Origin of the sequence: Bradyrhizobium sp. HKCCYLS20291 (assembly GCF_051167715.1) — a bacterium.
GTDB lineage: Bacteria > Pseudomonadota > Alphaproteobacteria > Rhizobiales > Xanthobacteraceae > Bradyrhizobium.
In genome coordinates this window covers 294,185-315,296 of the sequence record NZ_JBNPTO010000001.1, presented here as the reverse complement: position 1 = coordinate 315,296, position 21,112 = coordinate 294,185, and the positions used below count along the sequence as shown (strand labels likewise).

The window sequence follows — 21,112 nt, the reverse complement described above, 5'->3', positions numbered from 1 at the left end:
ATCACTCCAGATTCTGGACCTGTTCGCGAAACTGCTCGACCACGGTCTTCATCTCGAGTCCCGTGTTCGTCAGCTCGATGTCGTTCGATTTCGAGCAGGTGGTGTTGACCTCGCGATGGAATTCCTGGGCGAGGAAGTCGAGCCGGCGGCCGACCGGCCCGCCCTTGCCGAGCATCTCGCGCGCTTGGCTGACGTGTGAGGCGATGCGATCGAGCTCCTCGCGGATGTCGGCCTTGGCAGCGATCAGCAGCGCCTCCTGCGCTAGGCGATCGGGATCGAAGCGATCGGACGTCTCGAGCAGCGCTGCGACCTGCTCCGCGAGCCGCGCCTTGATGGCCTCGGGCTTGCGGCCCGGCGACGCCTCAGCCTTTTTCGCCAAGGTCTCGATCTCGTCGACGCGCTGGTTGAGGATCTGTCCGAGCGTGTCGCCTTCGCGCCGGCGCATCTCGACCAGGTGTTTCAGCGCCGTTTCGAACGCCGCGATCGCAGCATCCTTCGCCGCCTTCTCCTCGGTCTCGTCGCTCTCCGGCTCGACCACCTCGATCACGCCCTTGATCGACAGCAGGCCGTCGATGCTCGGCGCGACGGCGTCGATCCGGCCGGACAGCGAGCTCGCCACCTTCACGATGGCAGCCAGGACGTCCTCGTTGATGCGCACCGCAGAGCCGGCTTCGGAACGTTTGACGGTGAGGTTTGCATAGACGGTCCCGCGCGACAGTTGCTCGGACGCGCGCTTCTTGGCGTAAGCCTCGACCTCGTCCCAACCCTGCGGCAGCCGCACCCGGACGTCCAATCCCTTGGCGTTGACCGACTTCAACTCCCACTCGAACGAGTAGGGACCGCTTGCCCCGTGACTACGGGCAAAGCCGGTCATGCTCGACAGCGCCATTTCAGCAATATCTCCGGCACATCAGGAACGGGCGACAGACTCGCCCCACCAAAAGTGCGCGAACCTTACGGCCTTTTGGCCAAATGTTAAGCCCGGTTCTGCGCGGCCGGCATGCGTGGGAAATTATTGCTGAACGACCGGCGGGCTCGGTTGGGCCGCCCCCTGCCGCGCCCCGTTACCGGGGTTTGCGGGCGCTGCGCCAGTCGCACGATTGGCAGGCGGCCTCTTGGCGCCCACGGGAGGTGTCCTGGGGGCTGCGCCCGCAGGATCCACCACTGATCCGCCGGCCACCGCCGGCGGCGCCTCGTCGGGCTCGACCGTGTCGTTCTGGGTCTGCCGCTCCATCGCCCTGAGCTTGGCGACGTTCTTCTGGTGCAGATCGTAGGTCTCGGTGAAGGCATGACCGCCGGACCCGTCGGCGACGAAATACAGGTCGCGCGTCCGCGCCGGATTCGCGGTCGCTTCGAGCGAGGCGCGGCCCGGGTTGGAAATCGGCCCTGGCGGCAGGCCCTCGATCACATAGGTATTGTAGGGCGAGGGCTGCGTGATCTCGCTGCGCTTGATCGGACGCCCCAAGGTGCCTTTGCCGCCGACCAGGCCGTAGATGATGGTCGGATCCGACTGCAGCTTGATCCGCTGCTTCAGCCGGTTGACGAACACGGCAGCGACGCGGCTGCGCTCGTCGGGCTTGCCGGTTTCCTTCTCGACGATCGAGGCCAGGGTCACCAGTTGCTCCGGCGACTTGACCGGCAGGTCGGGGCTGCGGCGCTCCCAGATCTCGGCCAGCACACGCTTCTGCGCCTGCTGCATGCGCTGGATCACCTGGTCGCGGCTGGTGCCGCGCGGGAACTTGTAGGTCTCCGGCAACAGCGTTCCCTCGCGCGGAATCTCACGGACGCTGCCGGTGAAGATCTCATTGTCCGACAGACGGGCGACGATCTGCTCCGACGTCAGCCCTTCGGGAATCGTGACGCCATGCTGCACGACCTTGCCTTCGACGATCACGCCGATGACGTCGCGCAGCGACGCGTTCTTCTGGAACGCATACTCGCCCGGCTTCAGGTCGGAGCTTGCCTTGAGTGCGTAGACGCCGCCGATGAAGATCCACGGATTGACGTCGATCACGCCTTCGCGCGCCAGCACGTCGGCGATGTCACGCTTGCCGGCGCGCTGCGGAATGTTGACGATCTTGTCTTCCTGCAGCGGCCCGGCGGCTTCGAGAATCTGGCGGCCATAGTAGTAGGCGGCCCCCGCTCCGATCATCGCCAGCAGCAGCAGCGTGATGATCGCATTGCCCACGACGACGAACGGATTGCGCGCCCGGTCGGAGCGACGTGGCGGGGGCGGCACCCGTTCGGGCTCCAGCGCTGCGCGCGGACTACGGGGCGAGATGGGCGGCCGTTCACTCATCGATGCAACCTTCAGTGCTGTCGCTCTCGTCGTGGCCGTGCGCACCCCACGCAAGCGACCTGAAGTTCACGCCCATCCTCACGCTTTATCGTCGAATACGGCGAAAAGGTGTTTCGCCGGGTCTCATGGCCATGGCCGCCCGTTCCGCGCCTGATCGTCCTGCGAAGGACACGCGAACTCTTAGGTTCTAGTGTGGCTGTGGTCGGAAATCCACGTGACGAAACCGCAACGGTTCGCAGCGGTATTCCAACCTTCCTCACTAGCTCACCACGCGCCGCAGAATCACCGACGCATTGGTGCCGCCGAAACCGAACGAGTTCGACAGCGCCACGTTGATCTCCCGCTTGCGTGGCGTGTGCGGCACCAAGTCGATCGCGGTCTCGACCGACGGGGTCTCCAGATTGATCGTCGGCGGCGCGATGTTATCCCGAATCGCGAGAATGCTGAAGATCGCTTCGACGGCGCCGGCGGCGCCGAGCAGATGGCCGATCGACGACTTGGTCGACGACATCGAGATCTTCGAGGCGGCGTTGCCGAGCAGGCGCTCGACCGCGCCGAGCTCGATCTCGTCGCCGACCTGTGTCGAGGTGCCATGGGCGTTGATGTAGTCGATGTCGGCAGCCGTGATGCCGGCGCGCTTCATCGCCGCGCTCATGCTGCGGAAGCCGCCATCGCCATCCGGCGAGGGCGACGTGATGTGATAGGCGTCGCCCGACAGCCCGTAACCAACGACCTCGGCATAAATGCGCGCACCGCGCGCCTTCGCGTGCTCGTATTCTTCCAGCACCAAGACACCGGAGCCTTCGCCCATCACGAAGCCGTCGCGATCCTTGTCGTAGGGACGCGACCCCCGTTCCGGCGTGTCGTTGAATCCGGTCGACAAGGCGCGCGCCGCACAGAAGCCGGCCATGCCGATCCGGCAGATCGGCGATTCGGTTCCGCCGGCGACCATGACGTCGGCATCGCCGAGAGCGATCAGCCGACTCGCATCACCGATCGCATGGGCGCCCGTCGAGCAGGCCGTGACCACGGAATGATTGGGACCCTTCAGGCCGTGCTCGATCGAGACGTAGCCCGACGCCAGATTGATCAGTCGTCCCGGAATGAAGAACGGCGACACCTTTCGTGCGCCACGCTCCTTGAGCAGAATCGCCGTGTCGGCGATGCCCGAGAGGCCACCGATGCCAGAGCCGATCATTGTGCCGGTGGCGCAGCGGTCCTCTTCGGTCGCAGGATGCCAGTTGGCATCGTCGAGTGCCTGGCGCGCGGCGGCCATCGCGAAGATGATGAAGTCGTCGACCTTGCGCTGGTCCTTCGGCTCCATCCACTGGTCGGCATTGAAGGTGCCGTCGCTGCCGTCGCCTCGCGGCACCTGACAGGCGATCTTGGCCGTCAGATCGGACACGTCGAATGTCTCGATCCTGCGCGCGCCGCTCTTGCCCTCGAGGATGCGCTGCCAGGTCGTTTCCACACCACAGCCGAGCGGCGAAACCATGCCAAGGCCCGTGACAACAACCCGCCTCATGTTCGTTTCTCCAGACCCGACCTTGAGCGCGTGTGGTTCGGCTGACGGCCGTCGCTACCCATGGGGTCAGTTGTTTTGATCAACACGATCTAGCCGGGCAGCGCATCCGCATCGTGCACCCCGGCCCTTCATGCGACGGCGCATCGCGACGCCGCCAATAGCAAGAAACCGGTCGACCGCACGACGCGGACCGGCCGGTTTCGCACAACTCTCGCCCGGAGCCTCAGCTCTTGGCGTTCTTCTCGAGGAACTTGGTGGCGTCGCCGACGGTCAGGATCGTCTCCGCGGCATCGTCCGGAATCTCGCAACCGAACTCTTCCTCGAAGGCCATGACGAGCTCGACCGTGTCGAGGCTGTCGGCACCGAGGTCGTCAATGAAGCTCGCGTTGTCGACCACTTTCTCGGGCTCGACACCAAGGTGTTCGACCACGATCTTCTTAACCCGCTCGCCAATCTCACTCATCGTTCAACCTCGTGCTTGTTCCTTTAAGACCAGACCCCCGGATGATCCGCGTCACCCCGGCCGTGAAACTTCCTTCGCGATCGCGCAAAACCAGATTTGCCCCGCAGCGCCCCTTTACCGAAATTGACGGACACACGTGCGGTCCGAAAACTTCGGAAACGGGGCCACTCACAAACTCCAATCCACACTCCCTGAGGCCGGTACGCCTCCGATCCAGGGGGTTCTAAAAGGAACCCGGACCAGCAGCACCAGCCGACGGAGGCCCGGCGAACGATGGTAGCTCGCCCCGCCAATATACAGGGTTTGGACATCCTGCAATGGCGTTCTTCGTGCCCCCATGAGCGGCCCGGTTACCATACACGCAAATCATTGCCCACACGGCCCCGGCAGCTCGGCACGACGTCTTTTCGCCGCATTCCCAACCGCCGCGGCTGCCTAGATCATGGCCATGCCGCCGTTGACGTGAATGGTCTGTCCGGTGACGTAGCCCGCCTCGTTGGAGGCGAGGTACACCGCAGCTGCAGCAATATCCTCGGGCGTGCCCAACCGCGCCGCGGGCACCTTGGCCAGGATGCTCTCGCGCTGCTTGTCGTTCAGCGCGTCGGTCATCGGTGTCTTGATGAAGCCGGGTGCGATGCAATTGGCGGTCACACCGCGCTTGGCATATTCGGCGCCGAGCGTCTTGATCATGCCGATGATGCCAGCCTTGGAGGCCGTGTAATTGCCCTGCCCCGGATTGCCGGTGACGCCGACGATCGAGGTGATCGCGATGATGCGACCGAAGCGCTTGCGCATCATCAGCTTGGTGGCGGCGCGCGAGAGGCGGAAGGTCGCCGTCAGGTTGACCCTGATGACTTCGTCCCAGTCCTCGTCGCGCAACTGCACGAACAGGTTGTCACGGGTGATACCGGCGTTGGCGACGAGAATGTCGACCTGCCCCATCGCCTGCTCCGCAGCCGGCACGAGTGCCTCGACCTCGGCCGCATCCGACAGGTTGCAGGGCAGCACGTGCACGCGGCTGCCCAGCTCGCCGGCCAGCGTCTCCAGCACCTCGCGCCGCGTGCCGGACACGGCAACGGTCGCGCCCTGGGCATGCAAGGCCTTGGCGATCGCATTACCGATACCGCCGGTCGCGCCGGTCACCAGCGCGGTCCTGCCAGTCAGATCGAACATCTTCAACTCTCCTCAATGCCGCTGTGCGCGGCGCATTACGCCTTCGCCGCAGCGAGCGCATCCTTCGCAGCCGCAATATCCGCCGGCCCGCCGACCGCTACGCCGACCGCGCCATCCGCGATCCGCTTGACGAGACCGCTCAGCACCTTGCCCGCGCCGATCTCGAAGAACCGGGTCACGCCCTGGCCTGCCATATAGGCGATCGATTCGCGCCAGCGCACGGTACCCGTGACCTGCTCGACAAGGCGGCGACGAATCTCGTCGGGATCGCTGATCGGCGCGGCGAGCACGTTCGACACCAGCGGCGCGGCCGGCGCCTTGATCGTGACCTTGGACAGGGCCTCGGCCATCACGTCGGCGGCCGGCTGCATCAGCTGGCAGTGAAACGGCGCGGAGACCGGCAGCAGCATCGCGCGCTTGGCGCCCTTGCCGCGCGCGATCTCGACGGCGCGATCCACGGCGGCCTTGTTGCCGGACACCACGACCTGGCCACCGCCATTGTCGTTGGCGGCCTGACAGACCTCGCCCTGGGCGGCTTCTTCGGCCACGGCGACCGCCGTCTCGTAGTCGAGCCCCAGCAGCGCGGCCATCGCACCGACGCCCACGGGGACGGCCTTCTGCATGGCAAGGCCGCGGGTCCTCAGCAGGCGGGCGGTATCAGCAATCGTCAGGCTGCCGGCGGCAGCCAGCGCGGAATATTCGCCGAGCGAGTGCCCGGCGACGAACGCTGCGTCCCGCCCGACCGCGAACCCCGCTTCGGCCTCGAGCACCCGCAAGGTGGCCATCGAGACGGCCATCAGGGCCGGCTGCGCGTTCTCCGTCAGCTGGAGGGTTTCGGCCGGACCTTCCCAGATGATGGCGGTGAGCTTCTCGCCGAGGGCCGCATCGACCTCCTCGAACACGGCGCGCGCCGCCGGAAACGCGTCGGCGAGCGCCTTGCCCATGCCGACGGCCTGGGACCCCTGCCCCGGAAAAGTGAATGCTGCCGTCATGGCCGCTCCCTGAACGTTCCAAAATCCCTGGAATTGAGTAACTTTGGCCGGAAAGACACTGGCCAAGGCCGGGATGTCAAGCGCGGGACAGGCGCAATTCGACCACTTTCCCTTGCCTCGGCTGCGAAAATCGGTATAAGGCCCGCCATCCGTGGATCCCGAGCCGGGAGCTGAACGGACGGTCCCAGCAAATTCGCCTTGCTCATTCTTGGGGATTTACCTCTCCAAGCGGTCCAGGCGGCTTTGATGTGGCAGGGCCAGTCGGCCCGTCGTCCCGTGTTCCCGCCTTCTGAGCTGACGTCTGCGAGTCCTTTCCAAAAAGGTCTCGAAGGGCTTGACGCCGGGATTTACGCCAACTTGGAAAGGACAGCCATGCCGCTTTACGAGCATGTTTTCCTCGCGCGTCAGGACGCGAGCACCCAGCAGGTGGAAGAACTGACGACTCAGATGACCGGTATCGTCGAAGGTCTCGGCGGTAAGGTCACTAAGACCGAGAATTGGGGCGTTCGCTCCCTCACCTACCGCATGAACAAGAACCGCAAGGCGCACTTCGTGCTGCTCAACATCGACGCGCCGTCCGCGGCGATCGCCGAGATCGAGCGCCAGGAGCGGATCAGCGAGGACGTCATCCGTTACCTCAGCGTCCGCGTCGAGGAGCTCGAGGAAGGCCCGTCTGCGATGATGCGCAAGGCCGATCGCGACCGTGAGCGCGACGACCGCGGCGGCGGCTTCCGTGGTGAACGCGAAGGCGGTGGTTTCCGTGGTGATCGCGAAGGCGGCGGCGGATTCCGCGGTGATCGCGGCCCGCGCCGGCCGCGCGAAGAAGAAACGACGGAAGAGGAGTGAGATCAATGGCTGAAGCCCCTGCACGCCGCCCGTTCTTCCGCCGCCGCAAGACCTGCCCGTTCTCCGGCCCGAATGCGCCGAAGATCGACTACAAGGATTCCAAGCTCTTGATGCGCTACGTCTCCGAGCGCGGCAAGATCGTGCCGAGCCGCATCACGGCGGTGTCCGCCAAGAAGCAGCGCGAGCTGGCCCGCGCCATCAAGCGCGCCCGCTTCCTCGGCCTGCTGCCCTACGTCATCCGCTAAGCGCGGACCTCGGACCGGCGGCCTCGCGCCGCCGGCTCCTTTCGTTGAATTCTCATAAGGCTTCCGGGTCGTCCGGTCGCCGATAGTTGGGGCCAAGAGGCCTCTAACCGCTCGAAGGGAGCGGGACAGCTGATGATCGGACAGATACTCATCGCGCTCGCGGCAGGCGCCGCCTCCGCCGTCATGTTTGCCTCGACCAAGTCGGGCGTGATGATGTCGCTCGTCCTCGCCCTGTGCGCTCCCGTTCCGCTGATGGTCGCCGGCATCGCCTGGGGCCGCCTTTGTGCGGCGATTGCCGGCTTGGTGGCAACGCTTGGCGTGCTCGCCATCTTCGGTTTCGAGCGCGGTCTGGCCTTTGCCTTGTCGGCGACGCTGCCCGCCTGGTGGCTCGGCCATCTGGTCCTGCTCGGCCGGACGACGACCGCCCCCTCCGGCCAGGACACGGTCGAATGGTATCCTGCCGGCAACATCCTGCTCTGGATTGCTGTCATCACGGCGCTGATCGTCGCGTTTGCCTTCGGCACGGATATGTCGGCCACGAACCAGGAACTTCGGCGGCTGCTGGGGCGCGTCCTCGCCAACACCGTGACCCCCGATGTCGTCGACATTCCGCGGCTGGTCGAATTCCTGATCTTCATGGCGCCGCTGCTGGCCGCGATGATGACGACCACGGTGCTGGCCCTGAACGTCGTGATCGCCGCGAAGATCACGGCGATCTCCGGCCGGCTGATGCGTCCCTGGCCGCGCCTGCGCGACACCAAGCTGCCGCTGATGACCCTGCCGGCGCTGTTCGCGATCATCGCCTTCTGCTTCCCCGACGGCTTGGTCGGCATGCTCGCGCGAATCGCCGCTGCGGCGCTGCTGACCGCCTATGCGCTCACCGGCCTGGCGGTCCTGCATACGCTTACTTTGCCGATGCGGACGCGACCGCTGTGGCTTGGCCTCGCCTACGCGATGCTGGTCACCTTCATCTGGCCGATACCCATGCTGGCGATGACCGCCCTCGGCCTCGCCGACGCCGCCTTCGACCTCCGTCACCGCTTCGGCCCCAGGCGGCCGCCGCCGTTGCCGGTGCCATAAAAGTTCAACCACACACCAACCGCTTCCGAACATCTTGAAGGAGAACATCGATGGAAGTCATTCTGCTGGAACGTGTCGCCAAGCTCGGCCAGATGGGCGAGATCGTGAAGGTCAAGGACGGGTTCGCCCGCAATTTCCTGCTCAAGCGCAAGAAGGCGCTGCGGGCGACCGCCGAGAACAAGGCCAAGTACGAGGGCATGAAGGCCGAGCTCGAGGCCAACAACATCAAGGCCAAGGGCGAGGCGTCCAAGGTCGCCGAGAAGATCGACGGCCGCGACATCATCATCATCCGCCAGGCCTCCGAATCCGGCCAGCTGTTCGGCTCGGTCTCGGTCCGTGACATCGTCATCGCGCTCGCCGCCGACGGCATCACCGTCAGCCGTCCGCAGGTCTGGCTCGATGCGCCGATCAAGGCGATCGGCAAGCAGACGATCACCATCGCGATCCACCCGGAGGTCGAGACCTCGGTGACCGTGACGGTGGCCCGCAGCGCCGACGAGGCCGAGCGCATCAAGCGCGGCGAGGACATCTCGACCCGCCAGGAGGACCGCGACGCCGCCGCCGAAGCCATCGCCGCCGCCGGCGAGTTCTTCGATCCGGAGGCCCAGGACGAGGGTGCTGCCGAAGCGCCGGCGCAGCAGTAAGAACCCAAGTCAGCGACATCTGTAGAAAAGCCCGGCTCAGCGAGCCGGGCTTTTTTCATCTCTCATCGCGCAGGCGCCGACGGATCCGGCGCGGGCGTCACCGGCGGCACCGGGTCGGCGCGCAGCGCCGGGGCGGCATCGCTCGATTTGGGCGTCTCGACCCGCGGCGGCTCGGCACGGACGGCATTGTCGTCGCGAGCCACCGCCGGCCGGGTCGCTCCGGTCGACTCGCTGCGCGTGTCGTCCGATGCGGCGCCCTCCTGGGCCGGCTTCTTGCGCTTGCCGCGCTTGCTCTTCGCGCCGGACCCGCTGCCCTCGCCGTCGGCGGGCGCAACGACCTGATCCTTGTTGTCAGACGCCGCATCCGGCTTCGGCTCGGACCGCCGGGAGTGGTGTCCCGAGCGGCGGCGCGGCTCGGCCGCGCCTGCAGCAGCATTATCAGCCGCCGCCGGCTTCGCCTCGGCCGGCTCGGTGGCTGCGCGCGACCGGCGCTCGGACCGCGTCTCCTTGCCGTCCCGGTGGCCCGAGGCGCGGACATCGGTGCCGCCGTTGGCAAGCACGTAATTGGCGAGCACGCCGGCCATTTCGGGGCTGGTCGTATAATGCTGCCGCAGGAAGCCGGGCAGCGATCCCGGCGACGTATTCTTGACGAGACCCCGCGGCGACTTGTGGCAGGCCACGCAGGTGCCGTTGTAGATCTGCGCCGGGCTCTTGCCCGCATCGAGGTTCTCCTGCGCCATGGCGGCGCCCGCCAGGCCCATGCAGACCACCGCCACCACCGCCGCCAAATTGAGCGCTCGGCCCACCATCGTCATTCTCCGCCTATGGTTTTGCCCGCACGGCTCGGCCCGCGACACGAGCTGCCGTGCTCCCGCTCGCCATCCGGCGAGACGTGACCCGATCCAGGCCGCGGCCCCTCCGCGATTGCGATGTCTCGCGGCCTCGTCCGACAAAAGCGCCGAACACCGGCTGGGAGCCGGCGGCCGCGGCCTTTTTAACGGATCGGAGGGGGAAAGAAAGCGCACAGATGCCCCAGCTCACAGCTCTGACTCCTTCGATGTCACGTCGAAATAACTGCATCGTGTTCGCTAGAGGAGCAACATCTATGCCCGTCAAGCAGCATAGGTAAGGTTTGAAGAGGAACCATTCGGGTCGCCAAGCGTCGGATTGCGTGTGCGGGGACCAGCATCTCACGAGATAGCTCGTCGGGTGGTGTCGATGGACCGTTTGTTGCGTCGTCTTCTCGATCACTTCATTTGCCGCGGATCGATCAGTTTCACGACCGCCGACGGAGCCACCTTCCGCTGCGGCGATGGCACCGGCGTTCCGGTCGCGGTCAGGTTCCTGACCCGCGAGGCCGAGCGCCGCATCCTGACCAACCCCGAGCTGGCGCTCGGCGAGATCTACATGGACGGCAGCTTCGTGGTCGAGCAGGGCTCGATCGCCGACTTTCTGGCCATCATCATGAGCCAGCCGGCGGCCCTTCCCGACTGGGCCAAGCCGCAATGGTGTCTGCGCTACCTGATCCGCCGTTTGCGCCAGCTCAACATCCGCGCCCGCGCGCGCCGCAACGTCGCCCATCACTACGATCTCGATGGCCGGCTGTACGCGCTGTTCCTCGACGCCGACCGGCAATATTCCTGCGCCTATTTCGAGACACAAGGCAGCACGCTGGACGATGCCCAGCTCGCCAAGAAGCGGCACCTCGCCGCGAAGCTCCTGATCACCCCGAACCATCGCGTCCTCGACATTGGCTGCGGCTGGGGCGGCCTTGGGCTTTATCTTGCTGAAATGACCGCGGCCGAAATCACCGGCGTGACGCTGTCGGCCGAGCAGCTGCAGGTCGCCAATACGCGCGCAGCCGAACAAAACCTGTCGGCCTCCGCCCGCTTCCTGCTGCAGGACTATCGCGACGTGCCCGGCAGCTTCGACCGCATCGTCTCGGTCGGCATGTTCGAGCACGTCGGCGTCGCCTTCTACGACACGTTCTTCCGCCGCTGCGCCGAGCTGCTCGACGAGAACGGCGTCATGGTGCTGCATTCGATCGCCCGGTCGGAAGGGCCGGACGCCACCAATCCGTGGATCGCCAAATACATCTTTCCCGGCGGCTACATCCCGGCGCTGTCGGAGGTGCTGCCGGCGATCGAGCGCGCAGGCCTCCTGGTCTGCGACATCGAGATCCTGCGGCTGCATTATGCGGAGACGCTGAAGGCCTGGCGCGAGCGCTTCATGGCGCGCCGCGAGGAAGCGGTGCAGCTCTACGACGCGCGGTTTGCCCGGATGTGGGAGTTCTATCTGGCGGTGTCCGAGCTGGCGTTCCGCCAGCAGAACATGATGAACGTCCAGATCCAGCTCGCCAGGCGTCAGGGCGTCGTGCCGATGACCCGCGACTACATCCATCGCGAGGAAGCCCGGCTGCGAACGCGCGAACGCCGAAGCAGTCCGACGTTGCGGATGGCGGGGGAATAGAAGGCGTTGCAGACGCAGAGCCGTGGCTGGACACCCGGGCAGATTGGAGCTTTGTGGCGCCGCCTGGCCCTGAGGGCCAGCGCAGTATCCACACGCTCCGCTGTCGTCCCTGCGAACGCAGGGACCCATAACCACAGGGGGGCGTTGATGCGCGAAGCTCGGCCGGCATCGTGCGCCATCATGTCTCCCTGTGGTTATGGGTCCCGGGTCGGCGCCACGAGCCCGCTGGCGCGGCCTCGTGGCTTGCCCGGGACGACGGCTGAGTGTGGAGCGGCGATCTCGAGTGCGGCGATCTCGAGTGATGGGCCGCTCGCTCTCGCCCGATTTGAGGTCGATCTGAAGCTGCGCACGGTGCGAGTTTCGATTGGAGCACGAGATCGCGCTCCGCCCTCGCAGATCTCCAAACAAATCGTCCGGTCTGTGAACTGGCTCACAGATCCCGGGGTCTTCCGGCCGTAGTGTCCCGGCATGACCCAGAGCCCCATCCGAGCCATGCTGGAACCCAAGACCGACCTCAGCACCGATTATGCGCTGATCGCCGCCGGTGTGGGCGCTTCGCTCATTGCCCTGCTGTATCTGCTGCTGGTCTGACGCATCGCGTGAAAAACACCAAAGCCGCAGCGCCGCCGGTCGTGACCGCTGCGGCGTGATTTTGCATGACGCCGCTCTCGCGGCGTGATTGCACCGCAGTTCCGCTTCTCCCCCCGCGGCGCCGAGTCCGCCTGTTCCCGTCAAGCACGGCATCTGGCGAGTCCGGATTCATCCACCAAATTTAGCAGACGGTGAATAGAGGCCACGTTTCGCTTTCGCTTCGCGTGCGACTGGCGCTTTATCCCCTCCCCTTCAAAGCTGCTAAACACGCATCCATGGCATTGACCGATTCGAACGTTCACAAGCTGGCTCCCACGGACGCCGCTGCGCCGGCCTATCGCAGCGCGCCTCACAACATCGAGGCGGAGCAGGGTCTGCTCGGCGCCATTCTCGTCAACAATGATGCGTTCTATCGCGTCTCGGACTTCCTCGAGCCGAAGCATTTCTTCGAGCCGCTGCACCAGACCATCTTCGAGACCGCCTCGAGCCTGATCCGGATGGGCAAGATCGCGACGCCCGTCACGCTGAAAACCTTCCTGCCCGCCGACGTCGATCTCGGCGGCATGACCGTCGGCCAGTATCTGGCGCGACTCGCTGCCGAAGCGACCACGATCATCAACGCGCAGGACTATGGCCGCACCATCTACGATCTGTCGTTGCGCCGCGACCTGATCGGCATCGGCGAGGACATGGTCAACGTCGCCTATGACGCGCCGGTCGACTTCGCCCCGCGCAACCAGATCGAGGACGCCGAGCGCAGGCTGTACGAGCTCGCCGAGTCCGGCCGCTACGATGGCGGGTTCCAGAAATTCTCGCAGGCGCTGACTGTCGCGCTCGACATGGCCGCCAAGGCGTTCCAGCGCGACGGCAAGCTGTCCGGCATCTCGACCGGCCTGCGCGACCTCGACGCCAAGATGGGCGGCCTGCAGCACTCCGACTTGATCATCCTCGCCGGCCGTCCCGGCATGGGCAAGACCTCGCTCGCCACCAACATCGCCTACAATGTCGCCCAGGCCTATGTCCCCGAATTGCAGCCTGACGGCACCTATCGGGCCGCGCAGGGCGGCGTGGTCGGGTTCTTCTCGTGCGAAATGAGCGGCGAGCAGCTCGCCACCCGTATCGTTGCCGAGCGCAGCGGCATTCCGTCGAGCATGATCCGCCGCGGCGGCATCACGGAAGCCGATTTCGAGAAGCTGCGCGAGTGCTCGATCGAGCTGCAATCGCTGCCGTTCTATGTCGACGAAACCGGCGGCATCTCGATCTCGCAGGTGATGGCGCGCGCCCGCCGCCTGAAGCGCCAGAAGGGCCTCGACCTGCTGGTGATCGACTACATCCAGCTGCTGTCGGGTTCGGGCAAGCGCGGCAACGACAACCGCGTGCAGGAAATCACCGAGATCACCACCAGCCTGAAGGCGCTGGCCAAGGAGCTCAGTGTTCCCATCATCGCGCTGTCGCAGCTGTCGCGCCAGGTCGAAAACCGCGAGGACAAGCGGCCGCAGCTGTCGGACCTGCGTGAATCCGGCTCGATCGAGCAGGACGCCGACGTCGTGCTGTTCGTGTACCGCGGCGAATACTACCTCGCTGCCAAGGAGCCGCGCCCCGGCACCGAGGAGCACCAGAAGTGGCAGATGGAAATGGATCTGGCGCTCGGCAAGGCCGAGGTGATCATCGGCAAGCAGCGTCACGGTCCGACCGGCACGGTCGAGCTGCACTTCGACGCCTCGGTGACGCGCTTCGGCGATCTCGCCCATGACGGCCTGCCGCCGCAGCATCACGACTATTGACCGTGTGCGGTTGAACCGGCGCGCTCCGGCGCGTACAACCGCCACATGAGTGTTCCCGAACAGAAACCTGCCGAGACGCCCGTCGCAGGGCAGACCATCTCGGCAGCCGATGATGCGATCCCCGCCAGCGCCACCGGCGTGCTCACGATCGATCTCGATGCGCTCGCCGCCAATTGGCGCAAGCTGGAAAAGACCGCAGTCCCCGCCGAATGCGCCGGCGTGATCAAGGCCGACGCCTATGGCTGCGGCATCCCGCAGGTGGCGCGCACGCTCGCGGCCGCCGGCTGCAAGACCTTCTTCGTCGCCACCCTCGCCGAGGCCAAGGTCGCCCGCAGCGCCCTGCCCGACACCGCCGCGCTGTACGTGCTCGACGGCTTCTTCCAGAACACCGGCGACGACTACGCCGCGATCAACTGCCGCCCCGTGATCGGCGATCTCAACGAGCTCGCCGAATGGGACATGTTCTGCCGCCGCACCGGCTGGAAGGGCGGCGCCGCCATTCATGTCGACACCGGCATGAACCGGCTCGGCCTCAGCCCGATCGACGCGCAAGGCATGATCCCGCGCATCCAGAGCGGTGATCACGGCATCACGCTGGTGATGAGTCACCTCGCCTCGGCCGAGCAGATCAACAGCCCGTCGAATGCCCGCCAGCTTGCGACCTTTCGCGAGGTCGCCAGCGTCTTCACCGGCGTGCCGGCCGCGCTCGCGGCGTCCTCCGGCATCTTCCTCGGCGCCTCCTTCCAGTTCGACATGGTGCGGCCCGGTGCGGCGCTCTACGGCGTCAATCCGACGCCGGAAGCCGACAACCCGATGCAGCCGGTCGCCGAGATCAAGGCCCGTATCGTGCAGCTGCGCGACGTCGCGCGCGGCGATGCCGTCGGCTATGGCGGCACCTGGACGGCGCGCCGGCCAACAAAGATCGCGATCCTCTCGGCCGGCTATGCCGACGGCTATTTCCGCGCCGCCTCGTCCAACGACGGCACCCGCGGCGCCGACGTCATCATCGCCGGCCAGCGCTGCCCCGTCGCGGGCCGCATCTCGATGGACCTGATCGCGGTCGATGTCACCGAGCTGCCGCCGAAAGCCGCCCGCCGCGGCCACTTCGCGACCCTGCTCGGCGAAGGCATCACCGTCGACGAGCTCGCGCATCATTTCGGCACCATCGGCTACGAAGTCCTGACCAATTTGGGACGGCGCTATCACCGCATCTACAAGGGCGGCGCCGCGCCCGCAGAGAGCTGATCGTCGGCCGGCGGCAGCCGCCGCACGCAGTGACACGGGATGCTGCCTTCGCATCGTCATTGCGAGCGAAGCGAAGCAATCCAGGGTGGTGTGCGGGACTCTGGATTGCTTCGCTTCGCTCGCAATGACGGGCTGATGGATATCGGCAAACATGCGCAGCAACACCCGCTGCCATCACCTGGATGAGCGCTGGCGAGGCACCAGCGGTGTTCGGACGCGCACCATCGTTCTCGCGGCAGGAAACGCCCGAGGCTTGCATCTCGTTCTCACCCTCTTCTCAGAACGAGGGTGCAGGGAATGCCGGGTGCTGGCCGCAACCCATGGCCCGCCTGCAGAAAAAAAGCAGGCGGCAGTCACCACAGGTCCAGCCGGTCAACCGGCATTCCCTGCGCGATGGCCTTACGCCTTATGCGTACTCTCCCCGGGGATCGGCTGTCTTGCCCCCGTGACCGGCGGATCATCATCACCACCAGCGTAGCATCAGCGTCGAGATGCCAGGACCATACGTTTTCGACGTGCACCCGAGCCGTTCGTCCGCACGGCCAAGCCATGCTGCGACCCAAAGCGCCCACCGCATCCCACCCCGCGTGTCATGACGATCGCGATACGCCCCTCGTGCCGAGGCGGGACGGAGGGAGTGAAGCATGATTTTCTGATAAACGGAAGTTGAATATTTTTGGCGGCAGGACTGGACAGAGTGAGTCGCGTTGAGATCGCTAGCAAATTCTGTCTTTTGGTGCAGCTGCCCGCGCCCGTGACTTGCTCTTGCAACGATCAAGCCTACCCTCCAAATCAAACGAGCCCGGCGAAAGACTCCGTCGGATCGGCCAGACCAGGCAGCTTCACCCAGCGGCTCAGGAGATATCGCGCATGTGGCGTCCTTCACTGGCACAGGTCGAGGCTGCCGCGCGGGTTCTGCACCGCGAGGGACTTCACCACCACTGGTGGGAGCCTTACCGAAAATCATACGACGAAATGGCTGCAACCGATGCAATTGCAAAGGAAGAGTTCGATGCGATTGTCGAGCGGATGCTGATGGCGGCCCACGGGGCAGCATCGTTACAATAGCCCTGCCGGACGTTCACCGAAGGGATGAGGCGTGTTCTCCAAACTCAAAGACATCGCGACAGGCGCTGCGAAAAGCGTCAGCGGGCAGTTTGCGCGAGCGTCCAGCGCCATTGCCGATCTCGCTGCCAGTCTGGCGACGCGCGCAGCCGCGGCGGCCGATCTCGGCAGGATTCTCGATATCATCGAAATGGTCCCAGGCGTCACCTTCGACCGACCCGACGTGAATGCCGATTTTCTCGAAACCTTGCTGGCCGCGGTGCAGATGGGCGAGCTCACGATTGCCGTGCATTACCGCAAGGAGACCGAAGCCAGCGTGGTGCGGCTGCATCCCGCCGCTCCGACAGCGCCATGTGAACCGCTGAAGCTCCTCCTTGCGCGCAACGTCTGCTATCAGCATCCGCCAGCACGGTGCGCCCCCTCTCCCCGTTCTTCACGGGGAGAGGGTTGGGGGGGGCGGCGGCACGGGAAGTGCTGATCTGGGGCAGTTGGATCGATCGATGGAGCGACGGTCAGCACGTCGAGCGAATCTGCGAATCCGATGGACCTGTGACTTGGATTCCTATGTGCCATGCCCCTCACCCGGATTGCTGCGCAATCCGACCTCTCCCCGCAAAGGCCGGGGAGAGGTTGCGCCGTCCGCGTTGAGCAGACTGAGCCGGCAATGATCAAGGCAGCGCCTTTTCTCAAAACTATCAGCATCCGCGAGCACGGTGCGCTCCCTCTCCCCGTTCTTCACGGGGAGAGGGTTGGGGTGAGGGGCAGCCTCACGGGAAGTGGCAATTTGGTGTACTCAAACCTACGGTTGATCGACGGGTTCACATCCACGTCGAGCCATTTTGCGAGTCCGATAGACCTGCGATTTGGCCCCGTATGTGCCATGCCCCTCACCCGGATTGCTGCGCAATCCGACCTCTCCCCGCAGAAGAGCGGGGAGAGGTTGCACCGTCGGTGTTGAGATGTCTGCATCAACAATATTGAGGCAATGCCCCCTATCTTCCAACTATCAGGATTCGGTGACACAAAACTCGCCAAGAGTTTTATGCCCCGTCACCAAAATCCCCGGCCACCTCCTTGAGATGAGCACCTCGCCAATGAACCGTATGATGGCCCTTTTCGCGACTGTCATGCTCGCCAGCACGGCAGCTATCGCGCATCAAGACGTTATCCTTTCTCTCGGCACCGACGGCACGATCCCGGGGCTGCCGCCTGCCTATCAGGCGACGCGTCTACACCTTGAATTCTCGGAGGGCGACGCGGGCTCCTTGCAGGAATTGAGATTCCTCTCGTCTGACCGAGAAACCCGCGTCAAACCATGTCTGCTGCGGCTGGTCTCCAAGGGCTCGCGCCGCGAATTGTTTCTGACGGGCTCCTGGTATCATGAGGAGACGATCGTGCCCCACTACGTTCACGTCGAATTCCGCGATCCACCGTCGTCACAACAGGCACCCGATCATATCAGCATCAGCTTCCTGTTCAGCCTGCGCGACTCGACGCTCCTCGGAGTGTGGCGGCAGTTTCAACCGCTACAACTGCGGGACGGCTGTCCAGAGCTACCCTGACATTGCAGCAAGCGTGGCCCGGATGAGCGCAGCGACAATCGGCATAAGTGCGCTGTCACCAACTCTAGGGCACAGAACTCCCCAGGGGCAGCGCCTCGGCTGAGGCTACGACGGAAAGCATTTCCCGAACGCCGCCATCAGGCGGACCGGCCCCTTCAGCCGCAGCGATCGGGTGAGGATCAGCCGCGCAACCGAGAGCTCCTTAAATTCGGTGACGGTGCACAAAACTCGCCAAGAGTTTTGTGCACCGTCACCAAAATCTCGGCAAGATCTCCTCGGAGCTGCAAATTTCTCTTTGCGCTGCGGCGAAGTCGTGCCGATGGATGAAGCTGTGGCGAACTGCGAAGCAGTCCGTTCAGGCGAACTTCGGCGCGGGATCCGATGCGGTCACGATCCTGGTCAAGCACCGCTCCAAGCCCGCGCGCATGGCGCGATCGGCCGCGGCATCGTTCCGCCTGAGGTCTTGATCTCGCGCGAACTCGCGCAGCGCCACATACGCTTCGTTAAGTGCCGTTTCGAGGTCGCCCTCCGCCTCGAACCCCAGCTCGTCCAGCTCCTGTTGCGAGGTCTCCCCGCCGTCCAGGATGTGCATCAGCAGTCCGATGACGTCCTTGATATCGCGGTCCATTGGAGCTTCTCCACACGCACGCTCGCTCGCGATCCGTTTGATTCCAACCCGATCATTCCGGAGCCGCAGGCGTCGGGGCCGCTGAAGCCGCGGTGCACCGCCTCGACGTCTCGATCGTGATCCTGGCGCAGCCGCCGACGGGGGGCGAGCGCATCGGATGCGGGATCGGCGGCTTGGCCGTGGCGGGGCTCGCGGAACGTCCATGAGCCTAGCAGAAAAGGCGGGCCGTTGTCTCTCCCGCACCGATCGCTGGCCTCGTCCCCTGCCCGCGCTCAGGACGGAAAGCACTTCCCGAACGCCGCCATCAGGCGCACCGGCCCCTTCAGCCGCAGCGCGCGCGTCAGGATCAGACGCGCCACCGAGATCTCCTTGGCGAGGAAGCGCAGCCAGGCCTTGCTGTCGGCGATGATACGGAGATCGGCCTTGCCGACATGGCCGGGCTGTACGGTCAGCCGGCGGTCGCGGATGGTGACGGTGGCTTCGGCTGTCTCCTGGCCGGTGAAGGTGAAGTGATAGATCGCCGCCAGCCCCTTGGATTTGCCGGGCTGGAAAGCCAGGCGCATGCCGTCGAGGAAGCCGCGGATCGAGGTCGCCCGCGCGCTCGAGCGAACGAAGCGGACTTTTTTGTGCGGAAAGCGCCGCGCGACATAGTCGGCGGCGTCGCTGCCGGGCACGACATAGACCGGCTCGGTCTTGCGCGTCAGCGGCTCGAGCACGTCCGTCACGTGCTGCTTGCGGTCGGCGAGATAGGGTCCGATGACGTCATGGCCGGCCGGGCAGACGGCAAGGCAATAGGCGGCGTTGTAGTTCGGCCCGTAGGACAGACTCTGCCAGCGCGTCACCGTTTCGGCGTAGCTCACCCGGCTGCGCAGATCCTTGGCCGAGCGCGACTCGGCGATGTCCTCGACGAAGTTGACGAAGCCGCCCATGAACTGCTGATAATTGTGGGTCAGGCAGGCGGAGAAGTCGAAGGCCCCGTCGGGCTTGATCGCGCCGACCGGACAGGCGGCGACGCACAGCTTGCATTCGAGGCATGGATTATGGTCGAGCGGTGCAGCGACCGCATCGACCTCGGCGGCGATCAGCACCGTGCCGAGCAGGATGAAGCTGCCGAAGCGCGGATGAATGACGCTGCGATGGATGCCCATCCGGCCGAGGCCTGCGGCCTCGGCGGCGCGCTTGTGCGAGACGATCCAGGCGCGGTCCGGGAAACGGTCCATCTCCATCGGGAACGCCATCGCCGGATTGAGCGCGCGGATGCCGCGATCCTCGAGCGCGCGGACGATGCCGCGCGCGACCTCGTCGACGTGGTCGCCCGAACGATGAAACTCGAGGTTGGCGACCGAGCGCGCCGGCGAGCGAACCGGCTCGCGATGCATCCGTTCGACCAGCACCAGCAGCGTGCGCGTCCTGGGGAAGGCCGCGAGAATATGCGGCCGATCCTCGGCAAGGCCGGGATCGTCGATCGAGGCAAGGCCGCAATCATCGGCGCCGCAGGCGCGCGCGAGATCGAGCAGCTCCGAGGCCGAAAGCCGCGGTGATGCGACGGCAACGGAGGACAGCGTGTCGGTCGTCATGGCATCGCACTCCGGGCTTTGGAAAGGATCGGCTCACGCCGTCTGCGTCATGCCGGCCATCACCCGCGCCAGCATCGCGGCGCGGGCCGACCGCGGCAGCAGCATCAGGCTCGCCTCCAGCGCCTTGGCGAGGAAGCCGGGCCGCACCGTGGTGCGCCGTCCGAGCATGTTGAGCGTGCCGACGGCGACCTCGTCCGGGGTCTGGCCGCTGCGGATCGTCATATGGGCGCGCTGGCCGAAGCCGCTCATGACCGGCCCCGGCGCCGAGGCCAGCACGTCGACACCGAAAGGCTTGAGCTCCGGCGCGAGGCCCTCGGCGAGGCTCTGCACGAAGGCCTTGGTCGCCGCGTAGTTGGCGACGCGCGCCACGCCCTGGAACGCGACCAGCGAGCTCATCAGGACGATGCCGCCGCGCCGTCGCGCAGCGAAGCGGCGGCCGAACAGATGCGTGAGCTGTGCCAGCGCGCGGCAATTGACATCGATCATGTTCAGCTCGGCTGCGAGATCGCCTTCGACGAACGGCCCCGAAGTGCCGAAGCCGGCGGCGGCGACCAAGAGGCCGACATCGAGATCCGCGGTCTCCCGCTCGATCCGGGCGACGTCCTCCGGCACCGAGAGATCGGCTGTGATCACGACTGGCCGGAGGGACGTACGCGGTTCGAGCTCGGCGGCGAGCGCATCCAGCATGGCCTTGCGACGTGCGACCAGCACGAGACCGAAGCCGGCCTCCGCCAGCCGCATTGCCAAGGCACGGCCGATCCCATCGGAGGCGCCGGTGACGACTGCATAGGCGCCGTAGGCCCGCTTCAGGCGCTCGGCCTGCGCGAGCGGTCGCTGCAATGGGTGGGTCATGGGTCACGTCCTATTTAGATTACGATCGAACTCTAATTGCAAAGATGTCGAACGACCGCTAAAATGTCAAGC

The 21,112-nt window shown here is 65.5% G+C and carries 21 protein-coding genes; 11 read left to right on the top strand and 10 right to left on the bottom strand.

Translation table 11 applies throughout. The features are described 5' to 3' along the window. Nucleotide 1 precedes the first annotated feature (1 nt). The 6 genes from ACQR07_RS01460 to fabD all read right to left on the bottom strand — a co-directional run bounded on the left by ACQR07_RS01460 (nucleotide 2) and on the right by fabD (nucleotide 6,452). The gene (locus ACQR07_RS01460; protein WP_434900603.1) at nucleotides 2-889 is read right to left on the bottom strand and encodes a YicC/YloC family endoribonuclease; all 888 of its coding nucleotides are present in this window, start codon (nucleotides 887-889) and stop codon (nucleotides 2-4) included. Nucleotides 890-1,012: 123 nt separating this feature from the next. Next, on the bottom strand, nucleotides 1,013-2,299 hold the full coding sequence (gene mltG / locus ACQR07_RS01455; RefSeq protein ID WP_434900602.1) for an endolytic transglycosylase MltG: 1,287 nt from the start codon (nucleotides 2,297-2,299) through the stop codon (nucleotides 1,013-1,015). 259 nt (nucleotides 2,300-2,558) lie between these two features. Then, nucleotides 2,559-3,824 (bottom strand): beta-ketoacyl-ACP synthase II, encoded by a 1,266-nt coding sequence (fabF, locus tag ACQR07_RS01450; RefSeq protein ID WP_434900601.1) that lies wholly within the window; start codon nucleotides 3,822-3,824, stop codon nucleotides 2,559-2,561. 223 nt (nucleotides 3,825-4,047) lie between these two features. Then, nucleotides 4,048-4,287, bottom strand: a complete 240-nt coding sequence (locus ACQR07_RS01445; RefSeq protein ID WP_006610957.1) for an acyl carrier protein — start codon at nucleotides 4,285-4,287, stop codon at nucleotides 4,048-4,050. A 435-nt stretch (nucleotides 4,288-4,722) separates the two neighbouring features. Next, nucleotides 4,723-5,460 (bottom strand): 3-oxoacyl-[acyl-carrier-protein] reductase, encoded by a 738-nt coding sequence (gene fabG / locus ACQR07_RS01440; protein ID WP_434900600.1) that lies wholly within the window; start codon nucleotides 5,458-5,460, stop codon nucleotides 4,723-4,725. 35 nt (nucleotides 5,461-5,495) lie between these two features. After that, nucleotides 5,496-6,452: an ACP S-malonyltransferase gene (gene fabD, locus ACQR07_RS01435; RefSeq protein WP_434900599.1), complete on the bottom strand. Its 957-nt coding sequence runs from the start codon at nucleotides 6,450-6,452 to the stop codon at nucleotides 5,496-5,498. Nucleotides 6,453-6,824: 372 nt separating this feature from the next. Between fabD and rpsF the strand changes: the two genes are divergently transcribed. The 4 genes from rpsF to rplI all read left to right on the top strand — a co-directional run bounded on the left by rpsF (nucleotide 6,825) and on the right by rplI (nucleotide 9,267). Next, a complete protein-coding gene (gene rpsF / locus ACQR07_RS01430; protein ID WP_434867424.1) occupies nucleotides 6,825-7,298 on the top strand; it encodes a 30S ribosomal protein S6 in 474 nt (157 codons plus the stop codon). 5 nt (nucleotides 7,299-7,303) lie between these two features. Further along, on the top strand, nucleotides 7,304-7,543 hold the full coding sequence (gene rpsR / locus ACQR07_RS01425; RefSeq protein WP_008963441.1) for a 30S ribosomal protein S18: 240 nt from the start codon (nucleotides 7,304-7,306) through the stop codon (nucleotides 7,541-7,543). A 132-nt stretch (nucleotides 7,544-7,675) separates the two neighbouring features. Continuing rightward, complete coding sequence (locus tag ACQR07_RS01420; RefSeq protein ID WP_434900598.1) at nucleotides 7,676-8,623, top strand: DUF2232 domain-containing protein; 948 nt, start codon at nucleotides 7,676-7,678, stop codon at nucleotides 8,621-8,623. 50 nt (nucleotides 8,624-8,673) lie between these two features. Next, a complete protein-coding gene (gene rplI, locus ACQR07_RS01415; RefSeq protein WP_434900597.1) occupies nucleotides 8,674-9,267 on the top strand; it encodes a 50S ribosomal protein L9 in 594 nt (197 codons plus the stop codon). 62 nt (nucleotides 9,268-9,329) lie between these two features. On the opposite strand, the gene ACQR07_RS01410 is transcribed toward rplI, so the two are convergent. Then, nucleotides 9,330-10,076: a hypothetical protein gene (locus tag ACQR07_RS01410; protein ID WP_434900596.1), complete on the bottom strand. Its 747-nt coding sequence runs from the start codon at nucleotides 10,074-10,076 to the stop codon at nucleotides 9,330-9,332. Nucleotides 10,077-10,485: 409 nt separating this feature from the next. On the opposite strand from ACQR07_RS01410, the gene ACQR07_RS01405 reads away from it, so the two are divergent. The 7 genes from ACQR07_RS01405 to ACQR07_RS01375 all read left to right on the top strand — a co-directional run bounded on the left by ACQR07_RS01405 (nucleotide 10,486) and on the right by ACQR07_RS01375 (nucleotide 17,983). Then, nucleotides 10,486-11,736 (top strand): class I SAM-dependent methyltransferase, encoded by a 1,251-nt coding sequence (locus ACQR07_RS01405; protein ID WP_434900595.1) that lies wholly within the window; start codon nucleotides 10,486-10,488, stop codon nucleotides 11,734-11,736. Nucleotides 11,737-12,204: 468 nt separating this feature from the next. Continuing rightward, nucleotides 12,205-12,327 carry a hypothetical protein gene (locus ACQR07_RS01400; protein ID WP_434901068.1) on the top strand — a complete coding sequence of 41 codons (123 nt, stop codon included), beginning with the start codon at nucleotides 12,205-12,207 and terminating at the stop codon, nucleotides 12,325-12,327. Nucleotides 12,328-12,602: 275 nt separating this feature from the next. Then, nucleotides 12,603-14,111, top strand: coding sequence for a replicative DNA helicase (locus ACQR07_RS01395; RefSeq protein ID WP_434866981.1), 1,509 nt, complete (start codon nucleotides 12,603-12,605; stop codon nucleotides 14,109-14,111). A 45-nt stretch (nucleotides 14,112-14,156) separates the two neighbouring features. Then, nucleotides 14,157-15,356, top strand: a complete 1,200-nt coding sequence (gene alr / locus ACQR07_RS01390) for an alanine racemase (RefSeq protein WP_434900594.1) — start codon at nucleotides 14,157-14,159, stop codon at nucleotides 15,354-15,356. A gap of 870 nt (nucleotides 15,357-16,226) precedes the next feature. Further along, complete coding sequence (locus tag ACQR07_RS01385) at nucleotides 16,227-16,424, top strand: hypothetical protein (protein ID WP_434900593.1); 198 nt, start codon at nucleotides 16,227-16,229, stop codon at nucleotides 16,422-16,424. Nucleotides 16,425-16,455: 31 nt separating this feature from the next. Continuing rightward, complete coding sequence (locus ACQR07_RS01380; protein WP_434900592.1) at nucleotides 16,456-16,899, top strand: hypothetical protein; 444 nt, start codon at nucleotides 16,456-16,458, stop codon at nucleotides 16,897-16,899. Nucleotides 16,900-17,515: 616 nt separating this feature from the next. Then, nucleotides 17,516-17,983 (top strand): hypothetical protein, encoded by a 468-nt coding sequence (locus ACQR07_RS01375; protein ID WP_434900591.1) that lies wholly within the window; start codon nucleotides 17,516-17,518, stop codon nucleotides 17,981-17,983. A gap of 355 nt (nucleotides 17,984-18,338) precedes the next feature. Here the strand turns inward: ACQR07_RS01375 and ACQR07_RS01370 are convergent, their stop codons facing one another. The 3 genes from ACQR07_RS01370 to ACQR07_RS01360 all read right to left on the bottom strand — a co-directional run bounded on the left by ACQR07_RS01370 (nucleotide 18,339) and on the right by ACQR07_RS01360 (nucleotide 21,040). After that, a complete protein-coding gene (locus tag ACQR07_RS01370; RefSeq protein WP_434866977.1) occupies nucleotides 18,339-18,611 on the bottom strand; it encodes a hypothetical protein in 273 nt (90 codons plus the stop codon). A gap of 272 nt (nucleotides 18,612-18,883) precedes the next feature. Continuing rightward, nucleotides 18,884-20,188: an SCP2 sterol-binding domain-containing protein gene (locus tag ACQR07_RS01365; protein WP_434900590.1), complete on the bottom strand. Its 1,305-nt coding sequence runs from the start codon at nucleotides 20,186-20,188 to the stop codon at nucleotides 18,884-18,886. Nucleotides 20,189-20,221: 33 nt separating this feature from the next. Next, entirely contained in the window at nucleotides 20,222-21,040 is an 819-nt protein-coding gene (locus ACQR07_RS01360) for an SDR family NAD(P)-dependent oxidoreductase (protein WP_434900589.1), read from the bottom strand. Nucleotides 21,041-21,112 lie beyond the last annotated feature (72 nt).

Excerpts from the sequence above, each read along its gene's own strand:
- ACQR07_RS01460 (WP_434900603.1), bottom strand. The coding sequence starts at position 889 with ATGGCGCTGTCGAGCATGACCGGCTTTGCCCGTAGTCACGGGGCAAGC.
- rplI (WP_434900597.1), top strand. The coding sequence starts at position 8,674 with ATGGAAGTCATTCTGCTGGAACGTGTCGCCAAGCTCGGCCAGATGGGC.
- ACQR07_RS01445 (WP_006610957.1), bottom strand. The coding sequence starts at position 4,287 with ATGAGTGAGATTGGCGAGCGGGTTAAGAAGATCGTGGTCGAACACCTT.
- alr (WP_434900594.1), top strand. The coding sequence starts at position 14,157 with ATGAGTGTTCCCGAACAGAAACCTGCCGAGACGCCCGTCGCAGGGCAG.
- ACQR07_RS01405 (WP_434900595.1), top strand. The coding sequence starts at position 10,486 with ATGGACCGTTTGTTGCGTCGTCTTCTCGATCACTTCATTTGCCGCGGA.
- rpsR (WP_008963441.1), top strand. The coding sequence starts at position 7,304 with ATGGCTGAAGCCCCTGCACGCCGCCCGTTCTTCCGCCGCCGCAAGACC.
- rpsF (WP_434867424.1), top strand. The coding sequence starts at position 6,825 with ATGCCGCTTTACGAGCATGTTTTCCTCGCGCGTCAGGACGCGAGCACC.
- ACQR07_RS01385 (WP_434900593.1), top strand. The coding sequence starts at position 16,227 with ATGTGGCGTCCTTCACTGGCACAGGTCGAGGCTGCCGCGCGGGTTCTG.
- fabG (WP_434900600.1), bottom strand. The coding sequence starts at position 5,460 with ATGTTCGATCTGACTGGCAGGACCGCGCTGGTGACCGGCGCGACCGGC.
- ACQR07_RS01400 (WP_434901068.1), top strand. The coding sequence starts at position 12,205 with ATGACCCAGAGCCCCATCCGAGCCATGCTGGAACCCAAGACCGACCTC.
- ACQR07_RS01375 (WP_434900591.1), top strand. The coding sequence starts at position 17,516 with ATGAACCGTATGATGGCCCTTTTCGCGACTGTCATGCTCGCCAGCACG.
- fabD (WP_434900599.1), bottom strand. The coding sequence starts at position 6,452 with ATGACGGCAGCATTCACTTTTCCGGGGCAGGGGTCCCAGGCCGTCGGC.
- ACQR07_RS01365 (WP_434900590.1), bottom strand. The coding sequence starts at position 20,188 with ATGACGACCGACACGCTGTCCTCCGTTGCCGTCGCATCACCGCGGCTT.
- ACQR07_RS01410 (WP_434900596.1), bottom strand. The coding sequence starts at position 10,076 with ATGGTGGGCCGAGCGCTCAATTTGGCGGCGGTGGTGGCGGTGGTCTGC.
- ACQR07_RS01420 (WP_434900598.1), top strand. The coding sequence starts at position 7,676 with ATGATCGGACAGATACTCATCGCGCTCGCGGCAGGCGCCGCCTCCGCC.
- ACQR07_RS01370 (WP_434866977.1), bottom strand. The coding sequence starts at position 18,611 with ATGGACCGCGATATCAAGGACGTCATCGGACTGCTGATGCACATCCTG.
- ACQR07_RS01395 (WP_434866981.1), top strand. The coding sequence starts at position 12,603 with ATGGCATTGACCGATTCGAACGTTCACAAGCTGGCTCCCACGGACGCC.
- mltG (WP_434900602.1), bottom strand. The coding sequence starts at position 2,299 with ATGAGTGAACGGCCGCCCATCTCGCCCCGTAGTCCGCGCGCAGCGCTG.
- ACQR07_RS01360 (WP_434900589.1), bottom strand. The coding sequence starts at position 21,040 with ATGACCCACCCATTGCAGCGACCGCTCGCGCAGGCCGAGCGCCTGAAG.
- fabF (WP_434900601.1), bottom strand. The coding sequence starts at position 3,824 with ATGAGGCGGGTTGTTGTCACGGGCCTTGGCATGGTTTCGCCGCTCGGC.